The organism is Streptomyces sp. NPDC028289 (assembly GCF_055565975.1).
This window is the reverse complement of record NZ_JBVHTI010000005.1, coordinates 658,016-671,377: the sequence shown is the minus strand read 5'-3', so window position 1 is coordinate 671,377 and position 13,362 is coordinate 658,016. Positions and strand designations below refer to the sequence as shown.

Annotated in this window: 9 protein-coding genes; 3 read left to right on the top strand and 6 right to left on the bottom strand. The window is 69.1% G+C overall.

Annotated features, from left to right (window positions below; all coding sequences use genetic code 11):
• Window positions 1-13 precede the first annotated feature (13 nt).
• Window positions 14-1,123, bottom strand: coding sequence for a sugar ABC transporter substrate-binding protein (locus tag ACZ4UV_RS27850; RefSeq protein WP_451021096.1), 1,110 nt, complete (start codon window positions 1,121-1,123; stop codon window positions 14-16).
• A 293-nt stretch (window positions 1,124-1,416) separates the two neighbouring features.
• On the opposite strand from ACZ4UV_RS27850, the gene ACZ4UV_RS27845 reads away from it, so the two are divergent.
• Window positions 1,417-3,438: a PA14 domain-containing protein gene (locus ACZ4UV_RS27845; RefSeq protein WP_451021095.1), complete on the top strand. Its 2,022-nt coding sequence runs from the start codon at window positions 1,417-1,419 to the stop codon at window positions 3,436-3,438.
• Window positions 3,439-3,445: 7 nt separating this feature from the next.
• Complete coding sequence (locus ACZ4UV_RS27840; RefSeq protein WP_467841494.1) at window positions 3,446-5,419, top strand: PA14 domain-containing protein; 1,974 nt, start codon at window positions 3,446-3,448, stop codon at window positions 5,417-5,419.
• Between the two features lie 52 nt (window positions 5,420-5,471).
• Here ACZ4UV_RS27840 and ACZ4UV_RS27835 read toward each other — a convergent pair whose 3' ends face one another.
• The 5 genes from ACZ4UV_RS27835 to ACZ4UV_RS27815 form a co-directional block, all read right to left on the bottom strand.
• Window positions 5,472-5,918 (bottom strand): heat shock protein transcriptional repressor HspR, encoded by a 447-nt coding sequence (locus ACZ4UV_RS27835; protein ID WP_089100113.1) that lies wholly within the window; start codon window positions 5,916-5,918, stop codon window positions 5,472-5,474.
• Window positions 5,919-5,923: 5 nt separating this feature from the next.
• Window positions 5,924-7,099 carry a molecular chaperone DnaJ gene (dnaJ, locus tag ACZ4UV_RS27830; protein WP_451021093.1) on the bottom strand — a complete coding sequence of 392 codons (1,176 nt, stop codon included), beginning with the start codon at window positions 7,097-7,099 and terminating at the stop codon, window positions 5,924-5,926.
• Between the two features lie 36 nt (window positions 7,100-7,135).
• Window positions 7,136-7,792 carry a nucleotide exchange factor GrpE gene (gene grpE / locus ACZ4UV_RS27825; protein ID WP_451021092.1) on the bottom strand — a complete coding sequence of 219 codons (657 nt, stop codon included), beginning with the start codon at window positions 7,790-7,792 and terminating at the stop codon, window positions 7,136-7,138.
• Window positions 7,789-9,621: a molecular chaperone DnaK gene (gene dnaK / locus ACZ4UV_RS27820; protein ID WP_390048696.1), complete on the bottom strand. Its 1,833-nt coding sequence runs from the start codon at window positions 9,619-9,621 to the stop codon at window positions 7,789-7,791. Before dnaK ends, grpE begins: the two co-directional genes overlap by 4 nt.
• A 94-nt stretch (window positions 9,622-9,715) precedes the next feature.
• On the bottom strand, window positions 9,716-10,735 hold the full coding sequence (locus ACZ4UV_RS27815) for an MraY family glycosyltransferase (protein ID WP_351496353.1): 1,020 nt from the start codon (window positions 10,733-10,735) through the stop codon (window positions 9,716-9,718).
• 228 nt (window positions 10,736-10,963) lie between these two features.
• Here ACZ4UV_RS27815 and ACZ4UV_RS27810 point away from each other — a divergent pair, with 228 nt between their 5' ends.
• Window positions 10,964-13,231 (top strand): heterodisulfide reductase-related iron-sulfur binding cluster, encoded by a 2,268-nt coding sequence (locus tag ACZ4UV_RS27810; RefSeq protein ID WP_390048700.1) that lies wholly within the window; start codon window positions 10,964-10,966, stop codon window positions 13,229-13,231.
• Window positions 13,232-13,362: the final 131 nt, after the last annotated feature.

Genomic DNA, 13,362 nt, shown 5'->3' with positions numbered 1-13,362 from the left:
CCTTGGGCAGGGCTTACTTGAGGCCCGCCTCCGCGCAAGCGGTCTTGTACGCGGCCGTGCAGATCTGCGAGATCTTGTAGATGCCGTCGGCGACGACGGTGTCCTTGATCTTGCTCTTGGTCACGGCGCTGACCTGCACCAGCTGGGACGGGATGTCCTTGTTGGTCGGGCTGTCGACGGTGTCCTGGGTGAGCGCGTCGAACTGGATGTCCTTGCCCTGCACCTTGTAGACGGCCATCTGGGCGGCAGCCTCGGCCTCGTCCGGGTACGGCTTGTAGACCGTCATGTACTGCTCGCCGTTGAGGATCCGCTGGATGGCGTCGAGGTCCGCGTCCTGGCCGGTGATCGGCGGCATGGTGGTGACGCCCGCCGCCTTGAGGGCCTTGACGACGCCGCCCGCCATCGCGTCGTTGGCGGAGTAGACCGCGGCGACGTTGTCCTTGCCGAGCAGGTCGATCGCCTTGGTGACCTCCTTCTCGGCGATGTCCGGGTTCCAGTCCTTGGTGTCGTACGAGTAGCCCGCGGTCGTCACCTTGCCGTTCAGCTCGGACATGGCGCCCGTCTTGAACTGCTTGGCGTTCGGGTCGGTCGGCGAGCCGTTGATCATGATGACCTTGTCGGAGGTGTCGACGTTGCTGCCGAGCGCCTCCAGGAGGGTGCGGGCCTGGACCTCGCCCACCAGCTCGTTGTCGAAGGAGACGTAGGCGTCGATCGGGCCCTCGGCGAGGCGGTCGTAGGCGATGACCGGGATACCCGCGGCCTTGGCCTTCTTCACCGTGCCCGCGATGGCGTGCGCGTCGACGGCGTCCAGGATGATCACGTCGACCTTGTCGTCGATCATCTTCTGCATCTGCGTCGCCTGCGTGGAGGCGGACGACGCGGCGTTCTGGTAGTCGACCTTGCCCTGCTTGTTGGTGAGCTCGGCGATCTTCGCCGCCATGATCGGTTCGTCGAAGTTGGCGTACCGGGTGTTGATCTTGTCCGGCATCAGCACGCCCACCGTGATGTCGTTGCCCTTCGTCGGGGTCGCGGACGTCGACGATCCTGTCGCGTTGAGCACGCCGCAGCCGGCAAGCGAAAGGGTCATCGTGGACGCGGCCACAAACATGGCTATACGACGCATACGGGGGCTCACTTCAGGTGCGTTCCGGACGTGGGCTGCTTTGCGACCCAGATGTCTGAAAAGCCAACGCGTACGCCACACCCGACGTCAAGCGGAACTACTTAACGAGTGCGCAACAGCACGCTCCGCTGCAACTGTGAAGGCTCCGCGGAATCACCTCCAAACACCCTTTACGGACCCTCCATCCAAAGGGAGTTCATGGGCAGGCAAAGATCAGTACAACCAAGTCGTTTCCTCATGAGTCGACATCGGCAACGGCCGTCCCCGCCGTGTCGATCCGATCAGAGGAACGAATGAACCCAGCCAGAAGCGCCGCGGTCGCCGCCGTGGTGCTCGCCACCGCCGGCACCCTGCTCGGCGGCGCCGTCGTGACCGCCTCGGCCGCGACGAGCTGTGCCTCTCCCGTCTTCAAACGGCAGTTCTTCGCGAACACCACCTTCAAGGGCACCCCGAAGAGGACGGACTGCGACTCCGCGATCAGCGAGAGCTGGAGCGGCGCCCCCGCGTCCGGGCTCCCGAAGGACAACTTCGGCGTCCGCTGGAGCGTGACCCGCGACTTCGGCTCCGGCGGACCCTTCGCCCTCACCGCCTCCGGCCTCGACGGGATCCGGGTCTACCTCGACGGCGTCCGCAAGGTCGACCTCTGGAAGAACACGACGAAGACGGTGAGCAAGACCGTCAACGTCACCGTCCCCAAGGGCAAGCACACCCTGCGGATCGACTACGCCAACTGGACCGGCGCCGCCAAGGTCAAGTTCACCTACACACCCCGCACTTCCGCCGGCGTCGACAAGGTCAAGCCGCTCGCGCCGACCGGTGCCTCGGCCGACTACATCCCCGACGGGGAGACGGCGTACGCCGAGCTCACCTGGTCCGCCAACAAGGAGATGGACCTCGCCGGATACCGCGTCTACCGGCGGCTGAAGGGGTCCGGCAGCTGGACCCGGGTGGCCGCCACCACGCCCGCCCGGCGCACTGCCGGCGACCAGCCGCCGCCCACCGGGCAGTCGTACTACTACGAAGTACGCGCCTACGACAAGGCGGGCAACGAGTCGGCCGGTTCCGAAGACCAGCTGGTCACCTCCTACGACTGGACCGCCCCCGCCGCCCCGGTCCTCACCGCCTCCGCCGTCGAGGCCTCCAACGACCTCTCCTGGACGGCCCCCGCGGACGCCGCGACCTACAAGGTCTTCCGCAAGTCGGCGTCGGAGACCTCGTACACCGAGATCGCCGAGACCGCCGGCACGAGCTACTCGGACACCAGGGCGTCCTACGGCCGGGCCTACGACTACAAGGTCAGCGCCCTCGACGCGGCCAGGAACGCCCGCGCCTCCAACGTGGTGCGCAGCACCCGGTCCATCCTGCCGCCGCAGAACGTGACGGCGACCGTGCCCAGCTACGGCGTGACGTTCACCTGGACCGAGGCGGCGGGCGGCGACACCGCCGACTACGACGTCTACCGCTCCACGACCTCCCCGGTGGAGCTCACCAACGACAACCTCACCGACTGCCGCAGCCGCAAGAAGAGCACGGACGCGGCCGGCAACACGGTCCGCTCCTGCGTCGACTACGACGGCGACCAGGGCACCACGTACCACTACGTGATGATCCGGCAGAACACCGCCGGCCGCTGGTCCACCGGCTCCGCCGACATGACCGTCACCCGCCCGGGAGACGAGATCGCGCCGCCTCCGGTGGCCAACCTGACCGCGCAGCCCCTGGAGTACGGCTTCAAGCTGGACTGGGACGACAGCACGGCGGCGGACCTGAAGGAGTACCAGGTCTGGGAGTACTTCTCCTGCTGCACGCCCGACTACCTGGGCACGGTGCCCGCCGGCACCTCCGAGTTCGTGGTCGGTCCGGAGGCGGCCGACGGCGAGTCGCACGAGTACGTCGTCATCCCGGCGGATATCTACGGCAATTACCCCGATTTCACCGGCGCCTACTGGGACGGCGCCGTCTCCCGGGTCACGGCCACCGAACTCGACCTCAGGCCCACCACCGTCCCCGAGGACACCGCGGACTGCTCGCTGACCACCTACACCGCCCTCGGCTACGAGGGCGGCATGTACATCGACTGCGCGGACTCGGTGGCCACGGAGGCCGCCGGCATCAACGTGTACCGCTGGGACCCCGCGACGAGCGCCTACGTCCGGGTGACGGACGTACCGCTGGCTCCCACCGCCACCCACTACACCGACACCACCGTGCCGCACGGCACCACCGTCTACTACCTGCTCTCGGTCGTCGCTCCCGACGGCTCGGAGACCTTCAGCAACGTGGACGCCAGTGTGTCCCTGCCGAGCGGAGCCTGACCACCTGATGAAGACCACCCTGCAGGCGACGGCCGCGGTGCTGGCCATCACGGCCGGCCTTCTCACCACCGTCGCCGTGTCCACCGCCTCGGCGGCCACGAGCTGTGCCTCTCCCGTCTTCAAACGGCAGTTCTTCGCGAACACCACCTTCAAGGGCACCCCGAAGAGGACGGACTGCGACTCCGCGATCAGCGAGAGCTGGAGCGGCGCCCCCGCGTCCGGGCTCCCGAAGGACAACTTCGGCGTCCGCTGGAGCGTGACCCGCGACTTCGGCTCCGGCGGACCCTTCGCCCTCACCGCCTCCGGCCTCGACGGGATCCGGGTCTACCTCGACGGCGTCCGCAAGGTCGACCTCTGGAAGAACACGACGAAGACGGTGAGCAAGACCGTCAACGTCACCGTCCCCAAGGGCAAGCACACCCTGCGGATCGACTACGCCAACTGGACCGGCGCCGCCAAGGTCAAGTTCACCTACACACCCCGCACTTCCGCCGGCGTCGACAAGGTCAAGCCCCTCACCCCGCTGGATCCGCTGGTGTCCTACGACGGCAACGCCAACACGACGAAGCTGAGCTGGACGAAGAACCGGGAGATGGACCTCGCCGGATACCGCGTCTACCGGCGGCTGCGCTCCAGCACCAGCTGGACGAAGGCGGGGACGACGACGTCGACGTCCCTGACCGACGCTCCGCCCGCGACCGGCGACCTCTACTACTACGAGATCCGCGCCTACGACAGGGCCGGCAACGAGTCGACCGGCACGGCCGACGCCCTGGTCACCAGCACCGTGCTGCAGACGCCCGCCCGGTTCACCGCCTCGGCCACCGGCACGGGCGCCGAACTGAGCTGGTCGGGGGTGCACGCCGCGGTGAAGTACCGGGTGGAGCGGACCGACTTCTACGGCGTCGTCACCAAGTCCTGGGACCTCGCCTACACGGTGAGCCTCACCGACGACACGCTCACCCGGGGCGAGACCGTCAAGTACCGGGTCGCGGCCGTGGACGGCTCGGGCCACCTGTCGCCGTTCACCGACCTCAAGGCGGTGACCCGCCCGCTGGCCGCACCCCGCGGACTCACGGCGACCGCGGGCATCGGCAGCGCGACCCTCCAGTGGACGATGAAGGCCGAGGACACCCCGTACGGCGAGTTCCGCGTCTACCGCTCGACGACGCTGCCCGTGGACACCTCGACGGCGCAGTGGGTGACCTGTACGACCAGCTACACCACCCTCTCCGACGGGTCCCGCCGGTACAGCTGCGGCGACTTCTCGGCCGAGGAGGGCACGACGTACCACTACGCGGTGGCGAACGTGCAGTGGCCGCAGGTGTCCCCGCTCTCCGACACCGCGACCGTCACCACGCTGGAGTCGGACAAGCCGCCCGCCCAGGTGACCGGCCTGACCGCGACGGCCACCGAGTACGGCATCGAGCTGGACTGGGCCGACAACACCGAGCCCGACCTGAAGCGGTACGCGGTCTACCGGGGCACGGTCCTCGGCGAGGAGGGCGAGGAGCAGGTCTGCTCCGGCTCGGAGTGGGCCTGGCTGTCCCCGTCCACCTCGCACTACCGGGACGTGCGGCTGCCGGACGGGGATCACGCCTGCTACTGGGTGGACGCGATCGACACCGCGGGCAACTCCAGCCGGTGGCTGGGGCCGGTGAGCGCGGTCGCCGTCGACGAGCTGGACCTGACCCCGTCGGTGGCCACCCCGGAGGGCTCCCCGCTGACCCTGACGGCGGACACCCCCGACTCGGGCGGCGTCCACCTCGCGTGGAACGCGGTCGACGCGGCGACCGGCTACCAGGTCTACCGCTGGAACCCGGCGACGCAGAGGTACGAGAAGCTGGCGGCCACGGCCGACCGCTCGTACGACGACGCCACGGCCGCCCGCGGCACCACCCACTACTACTGGGTGACCGCGCTGTACGCCGACGGCACGGAGTCGGCGCCCGGCGCGGACTGGGCGATCCTGGAGCCGTAGCCACGAGAAGGGCCCCGGCCTGCGGCCGGGGCCCTTCTTCGCACAACTGCCGCTAGTCCTTGGCCTTCTTCGGCCGCCACACCACCAGCGCGCTGGTCTGCTGCACCTCCTGGTACGGCACCAGGTCGCGGCGGTACGACGCGTGGACCGCCGCTTCCCGCTGCTGCATCGCGGCCGCCGCGCCGTCGACCGCCGCCTGGAGTTCGGCGACGCGCTGCTGGAGCGCTATGACCTGGTTCTCCAGTTCGATGATGCGCTTGATGCCGGCCAGGTTGATGCCCTCGTCCTGCGACAGCGCCTGCACCTGGCGGAGCAGTTCGATGTCGCGGGCCGAGTAGCGGCGGCCGCGCCCGGCCGTGCGGTCGGGGGAGACCAGACCGAGGCGGTCGTACTGGCGCAGCGTCTGCGGGTGCAGGCCGGAGAGCTGGGCCGCCACCGAGATGACGTAGACCGGGGTCTCCTCGGTCAGTTCATACGGGTTACGTCGACGGCCGTCCATCTCTGTCATGCTCCCTTCGCGGCCTCGAACAGCTCGGCACGCGGGTCCTCGCCCGCGGTCGCCTCGCGATACGCCTCCAGTGCGTCACGAGCATTCCCCGACAGGTCCTTCGGGACACTCACCTCGACGGTGACCAGGAGGTCGCCGCGGGTGCCGTCCTTGCGGACCGCGCCCTTGCCACGGGCGCGCATGGTGCGGCCGTTGGGCGTGCCCGGGGGCAGCTTGAGGGTGACCGGCGGGCCGCCCAGGGTCGGGACCCTGACCTCGCCGCCGAGCGCCGCCTCGGTGAAGGTCACCGGCACGGTCACCGTGAGGTTGTCGTCCTTGCGGCCGAACACCGGGTGGGTGTCCACGTGCACCATGACGTACAGGTCGCCCGCGGGGCCGCCGCGTTCGCCCGGTGCGCCCTTGCCGCGCAGCCGGATGCGCTGGCCGTCGGTCACCCCGGCGGGGATGCGGACCTGCATGGTCCGGGACGACTTGGCGCGCCCGCTGCCCTTGCAGTCGGGGCAGGGGTTCTCCGCGATCAGGCCGCGGCCCTTGCAGTCCGGGCAGGGGTCGGTCAGCGAGAAGCCGCCGCCGGATCCCCGTGCCACCTGGCCGGTGCCGACACAGGTCGGGCACACCCGCGGGGTGCCGTTCGCGTCGCCGGTGCCCGAACAGGCCTTGCAGGGGGCCTGCGAGGACATCCGCAGCGGGACCGTGGCGCCCTCGATGGCCTCCGTGAAACTGAGCGTGACCTCGGACTCGATGTCCTGGCCGCGCCTGGGCTGGGTGCGCGCGCCGGCGCCCCCACCCCGGTTGAACAGGCCCCCCAGGACGTCACTGAAGCCGCCGCCGCCCCCGCCGAAGCCGCCGCCCTGGGCGCCGCCTCCGAAGAGGTCGCCCAGGTCGAAGTTGAAGTTGCCGCCGCCCGCGCCCGGCCCGGGGCGGAAGCCGCCGTTGCCGAAGAGGGCGCGTGCCTCGTCGTACTCCTTGCGCTTCTTGGGGTCGCCGAGTATGTCGTTCGCCTCGGAGATCTCCTTGAAGCGCTCCTCGGCCTTGGCGTTGCCCTTGTTGGCGTCCGGGTGGAACTCGCGGGCGAGCTTCCGGTACGCCTTCTTGATCTCGGCCTCGGTGGCGTCCTTGGGGACGCCGAGGACCTTGTAGTAGTCCTTCTCGATGAAGTCCTTGGTGCTCATCCCCGACGCCCCTCCTTCCACGTGTTACCTACGACGTCAGCCCTCCTCAGGGCCGTTGTCCTTCTCGTCCCCGGCCGCCGGGGCCTCGTCGGTCCCCTCGGCCTTCACCGCCGTCGCTCCCGGCTGCGGTTCGGCGACCGCCACCCGCGCGGGGCGGATGGTGCGCTCGCCGATGCGATACCCGGGCTGCAGGATGGCCACGCACGTCGTCTCGGTGACGTCCGGCGCGTAGCTGTGCATCAGCGCCTCGTGGATCGTCGGGTCGAAGGGCTCGCCCTCCTTGCCGAACTGCTGCAGGCCCATCTTCGCCGCGACCGTCTCCAGCGACTCGGCCACCGACTTGAAACCGCCGACCAGTTCGCCGTGTTCCCGGGCGCGGCCGATGTCGTCGAGCACGGGCAGGAGTTCGGTCAGGAGGTTCGCGATGGCGATCTCCCGGACCGTGATCCGGTCGCGCTCCACCCGGCGGCGGTAGTTCTGGTACTCGGCCTGGAGGCGCTGGAGGTCCGCGGTGCGCTCGCCGAGCGCGGTGCGTACCTGGTCCAGCTGCGCGGTCAGACCGGCCAGCTGTGCGCTTGAGTCCCCGGCCGGGGCCGCCCCCTGTGCGGGAGCGGCCTTCGGCTCGGCGTCGTCGGGGGTGGCGCCGGAGGGGACGTCGGGCTTCTCCTCGAAGCCCGGGGTCTCCTCCGTCACGCGGCACCGTCCTTGCGCTCGTCGTCGACGATCTCGGCGTCCACCACGTCGTCGGCGTCACCGGCGGGGGCACCGCCGGCCGCGGCCTGCGAGGCCTGGGCGTCGGCGTACATGGCCTGGCCCAGCTTCTGGGAGACGGCCGCGACCTTCTCCGTGGCGGTGCGGATCTCGGCGGTGTCCTCGCCCTTGAGCTTCTCCTTGAGCTCCTCGACCGCGGCCTCGACCTCGGTCTTGATCTCGCCCGGGACCTTGTCCTCGTTGTCCTTGAGGAACTTCTCGGTCTGGTAGACGAGCTGCTCGCCCTGGTTGCGGGTCTCGGCGGCCTCGCGGCGGCGGTGGTCCTCCTCCGCGTACTGCTCGGCCTCCTGGCGCATGCGGTCGACCTCGTCCTTCGGCAGCGAGGAGCCGCCGGTGACGGTCATCTTCTGCTCCTTGCCCGTGCCCAGGTCCTTCGCGGTCACGTGCATGATGCCGTTGGCGTCGATGTCGAAGGAGACCTCGATCTGCGGGACACCGCGCGGGGCCGGCGGCAGACCGGTCAGCTCGAACATGCCGAGCTTCTTGTTGTACGCCGCGATCTCGCGCTCGCCCTGGTAGACCTGGATCTGGACGGAGGGCTGGTTGTCCTCGGCGGTGGTGAAGATCTCGGACCGCTTGGTCGGGATCGTCGTGTTCCGCTCGATGAGCTTGGTCATGATGCCGCCCTTGGTCTCGATACCGAGGGACAGCGGGGTCACGTCGAGGAGCAGGACGTCCTTGACCTCACCCTTGAGCACACCGGCCTGGAGCGAGGCGCCGATGGCGACGACCTCGTCCGGGTTCACACCCTTGTTGGCCTCCTTGCCGCCGGTCAGCTCCTTGACGAGCTCGGCGACGGCGGGCATACGGGTGGAGCCGCCGACGAGGACGACGTGGTCGATCTCGCCGAGCTGGATGCCGGCGTCCTTGATGACGTTGTGGAACGGCGTCTTGCAGCGCTCCAGCAGGTCCGCGGTCAGCTGCTGGAACTGGGCGCGGGTGAGCTTCTCGTCGAGGTGCAGGGGGCCCTCGGCGGAGGCGGTGATGTAGGGCAGGTTGATCGAGGTCTCCGTGGAGGAGGACAGCTCGATCTTGGCCTTCTCGGCGGCCTCGCGGAGGCGCTGGAGGGCCATCTTGTCCTTGCCGAGGTCCACGCCGTGGCCGGACGCGAACTGCTTGACCAGGTAGTCGACGACGCGCTGGTCCCAGTCGTCACCACCGAGGTGGTTGTCGCCGTTGGTGGCCTTCACCTCGACGACGCCGTCGCCGATCTCCAGGAGGGACACGTCGAAGGTGCCGCCACCGAGGTCGAAGACGAGGATCGTCTGGTCGTCCTTGTCGAGGCCGTACGCCAGCGCCGCCGCGGTGGGCTCGTTCACGATGCGCAGGACGTTCAGACCGGCGATCTCGCCGGCCTCCTTCGTCGCCTGGCGCTCGGAGTCGTTGAAGTAGGCCGGGACGGTGATGACCGCGTCGGTCACCTTCTCGCCCAGGTAGGCCTCGGCGTCCCGCTTGAGCTTCTGCAGGATGAACGCGGAGATCTGCTGGGGGTTGAAGTCCTTCCCGTCCAGCTGGATCTTCCAGTCGGTGCCCATGTGGCGCTTCACGGACCGGATGGTCCGGTCCACGTTGGTGACCGCCTGTCGCTTGGCGACCTCGCCGACCAGAACCTCGCCGTTCTTCGCGAAGGCGACGACGGACGGCGTGGTCCGGGCACCCTCGGCGTTGGTGATGACGGTGGGCTCGCCGCCTTCAAGAACGCTGACGACGGAGTTAGTCGTGCCCAGGTCGATGCCGACCGCACGTGCCATGGTGATTTCCTCCAGCTGACTTGAGTGGAACGGACTCAAGTGTGCATGAAGCCTCGCCCTGGGTCAACAGACCTGAGTGGAGCGGACTCAAGTCTTATCCGTTCCTTACACGCAAGTGCCCGCTGACCTGCGTCGATACGGCGTTACGGGGCCCGTACACCGGCACCCGAAGGAGTAGCAGCACGATGCTGAAGGTGACGCAGGCGACGCAGGTGGCGCCGGTCCGGCCGACCCAGCCGCCGTGCACGAGCACCGCGACGAGCACCCCGGCGAAGGACGCGGCACCGAGGACCACGGTTGCCCGCTGCGAGGTGAGCCCGAGCCGCCGCAGCCGGTGCGCGAGATGGTCGGGCCCGCGCCGCAGCACCGGGCGTCCGGCGAGGAGCCGTGACAGCACGACGAGCAGGACGTCGGCGCTCGCCACGGCGGTGAGCGCGAACAGCACGCCCGCGCTGGCCGCCGGGTCGTACCCGGACCGCGTGACCAGCGCGGCCGCGGCCAGCACGAACCCGGTGAACAGCGAGCCGGTGGCGCCGAGGGCGATCCGCGCGGGAGCCCAGTTGTGGAGCAGGAACCCGGTGAGCGCGGCCGCGAGCACGCTCAGCAGTACGGCGAGCCCGTCCATCACCTCGGCGGCGGCACAGGCCCCGACCCCGAAGGCGGTCACCACCCCGACGGTCCCGGCCAGCCCGTCCGCGTGGTCGAGCCCCTTGAAGGCGACGGCGACGAAGGCGATCCAGCCCGCGCCGAGCACCCCGCCGACGATCCCGAACTCGCCGTACGGCACCACGCACGCGGCCGCCACCGCCGTGCCGAACAGCAGGAACCGCGTCTTCAGCCGCCACACGTCGGCTACCACCCCGAGCAGCGCCACGGCTCCCCCGGCGGCCACCAGCTCCCCGACGCCGGTGCCGAGCGGGGCGACGCCGGTCCAGTCGCCGGCGAACGCGACCAGGCAGGTGGCGCCGACCACGGCGAGGCCGCCCAGCGCGGGCACCCGCCGGGCCCGCCGCCGGTCGACGAGCCCGAGCCGCAGGGCACACGGGCGGATCAGCGCGGCGAGGAAGGCGGCGAGCAGGAAGGCGGTGGTGGCGGCGGCGATCCCGTAGAGCACGGGTCCAAATTAGACCTACATGTAACAATTCTGTACGAATAACACGATCGGGTTGGGGCGTACCGCCCAGGCAGACCTCAGCGATCCAGATCACCCCGCACCTGGCTACAGTGCGAGTAAAGATGCGGGTAGTCTCGAACGGACTGCATAAGTTACCGCTTAGTAATTTCGGGAACCCTCTGAGAAGAGACCCGAAGAGACCACCCCTCGCAGGCCCGAGGAGCCCCCATGCAACTCGCCGCGATCATCGTGTCGCTGGTTCTGATCGTGGTTGGCGTGGCGTTGTTCGCCCGCGCCGTCCTGCAGATCTACAACTTCATGCGGCTCGGCCAGAACGTGCCCGCCGGCACCCGTACCGACGAGCCCGTCCAGCGGACCGTCACGGTGGTCAGGGAGTTCCTCGGCCACACCCGGATGAACCGCTGGGGCATCGTCGGCGTGGCGCACTGGTTCGTCGCGGTCGGCTTCTTCTCCCTCCTGCTGACGATCGTCAACGCCGTCGGCCAGCTGTTCCAGGCCGACTGGATCCTGCCGGTCATCGGCGACTGGGCGCCGTACAACGTCTTCGTCGAGTTCATCGGCACCATGACGGTGCTCGGCATCCTGGTGCTGATCGCGATCCGCCAGCTGAGCAAGCCGAACCGGCCCGGCCGCAAGTCCCGGTTCGCCGGCTCCAACTTCGGCCAGGCGTACTTCGTCGAGACGGTCATCCTGATCGTCGGCGTCTGCATCTTCACGCTGCACGCGCTGGAGGGCGCCCAGCACCACGTGGACTCCTACGAGGCGTCGTTCTTCATCTCGTACCCGGTGGTGTCCTGGTTCCGGGGCATGGACCTCTCCACGCTCCAGAACCTCACCTACTTCTTCGCCGGCCTGAAGATCGCGACCTCCTTCATCTGGATGATCGTGGTCGCCCTCAAGACCGACATGGGCGTCGCCTGGCACCGCTTCCTCGCCTTCCCGAACATCTGGTTCAAGCGGAACGCGACGGGTGAGACCTCGCTGGGCGCGCTGCTCCCGATGACCTCGGGCGGCAAGCCGATCGACTTCACCGACCCGGGCGAGGACGACGTCTTCGGCGTCTCCCAGGTGGAGCAGTTCTCCTGGAAGGGCCTGCTCGACTTCTCGACCTGCACCGAGTGCGGTCGCTGCCAGTCGCAGTGCCCGGCCTGGAACACCGGCAAGCCGCTCTCCCCGAAGCTGCTGATCATGTCCCTGCGGGACAACGCGCACGCCAAGGCGCCCTACCTGCTGGCCGGCGGCGGCAAGACCGCCGAGGGCGAGGAGAAGGGCTCCGAGGAGCAGCTCGCCCAGGTGCCCGCCGCGGCTCTCGCCGAGGCCGAGCGGCCGCTGATCGGCACCGCCGAGGAGAACGGCGTCATCGACCCGGACGTGCTGTGGTCCTGCACCACCTGCGGCGCCTGCGTCGAGCAGTGCCCCGTCGACATCGAGCACGTCGACCACATCGTCGACATGCGCCGCTACCAGGTGATGATCGAGTCCGCGTTCCCGTCCGAGGCGGGCACGATGCTCAAGAACCTGGAGAAGAAGGGCAACCCCTGGGGCCTGGCCAAGAAGCAGCGCCTGGAGTGGCTCAAGGAGGTCGACTTCGAGGTCCCGGTCGTCGGCAAGGACATCGAGGACCTCACCGAGGTCGAGTACCTGTACTGGGTCGGCTGCGCGGGCTCCCTGGAGGACCGCGCCAAGAAGACCACCAAGGCCTTCGCCGAGCTGCTGCACATCGCGGGCGTCAAGTTCGCGATCATGGGCGGCGACGAGAAGTGCACCGGCGACTCCGCCCGCCGCCTGGGCAACGAGCCCCTCTTCCAGGAGCTCGGCATGGAGAACGTCGCCGCGCTGAACATGGCGTTCGGCGAGGATGACGAGGACGAGTCGACGAAGAAGCCGAAATCGGCCAAGAAGATCGTCGCCACCTGCCCGCACTGCCTCAACACCATCGGCAACGAGTACCCGCAGCTCGGCGGCGACTACGAGGTCATCCACCACACCCAGCTGCTCCAGCACCTGGTGGACGAGGGCAAGCTGGTCCCGGTCACCCCGGTCGAGGGCATCATCACCTACCACGACCCCTGCTACCTGGGCCGCCACAACAAGATCTACACGCCCCCGCGCGAGATCATCGCCAACGTCCCGGGCCTCAGGAACGAGGAGATGCACCGCCACAAGGAGCGCGGCTTCTGCTGCGGCGCCGGCGGCGCGCGGATGTGGATGGAGGAGCGGATCGGCAAGCGCATCAACAACGAGCGCGTCGACGAAGCTCTTTCGTTGAACCCGGACATCGTCTCCACCGCCTGCCCGTTCTGCCTGGTCATGCTCACCGACTCGGTCAACGGCAAGAAGAACGAAGGCAAGGCCAAGGAGTCCATCACCGTCGTCGACGTGGCCCAGCTGCTCCTCGACTCGGTGAAGACCCCGGTCGACCCGGCGGGCGCCGCGGAGCAGGAGAGCGAGCCGGAGCCGGAGCCGGTGAAGTAGCCCCTTCGGACGCGGAACGCCCCCCGAGCCCCCTGTGGCTCGGGGGGCGTTCTGGTTTCCCCGGGGGCCGGTCGGCCGCCTGCGTCCCCCGGACGGCCCTCTCCTGCTCGCGTGCGCGCGCCGCGGCGGTT

Excerpts from the sequence above, each read along its gene's own strand:
- ACZ4UV_RS27845 (WP_451021095.1), top strand. The coding sequence starts at position 1,417 with ATGAACCCAGCCAGAAGCGCCGCGGTCGCCGCCGTGGTGCTCGCCACC.
- dnaK (WP_390048696.1), bottom strand. The coding sequence starts at position 9,621 with ATGGCACGTGCGGTCGGCATCGACCTGGGCACGACTAACTCCGTCGTC.
- ACZ4UV_RS27840 (WP_467841494.1), top strand. The coding sequence starts at position 3,446 with ATGAAGACCACCCTGCAGGCGACGGCCGCGGTGCTGGCCATCACGGCC.
- dnaJ (WP_451021093.1), bottom strand. The coding sequence starts at position 7,099 with ATGAGCACCAAGGACTTCATCGAGAAGGACTACTACAAGGTCCTCGGC.
- ACZ4UV_RS27835 (WP_089100113.1), bottom strand. The coding sequence starts at position 5,918 with ATGGACGGCCGTCGACGTAACCCGTATGAACTGACCGAGGAGACCCCG.
- ACZ4UV_RS27850 (WP_451021096.1), bottom strand. The coding sequence starts at position 1,123 with ATGCGTCGTATAGCCATGTTTGTGGCCGCGTCCACGATGACCCTTTCG.
- ACZ4UV_RS27810 (WP_390048700.1), top strand. The coding sequence starts at position 10,964 with ATGCAACTCGCCGCGATCATCGTGTCGCTGGTTCTGATCGTGGTTGGC.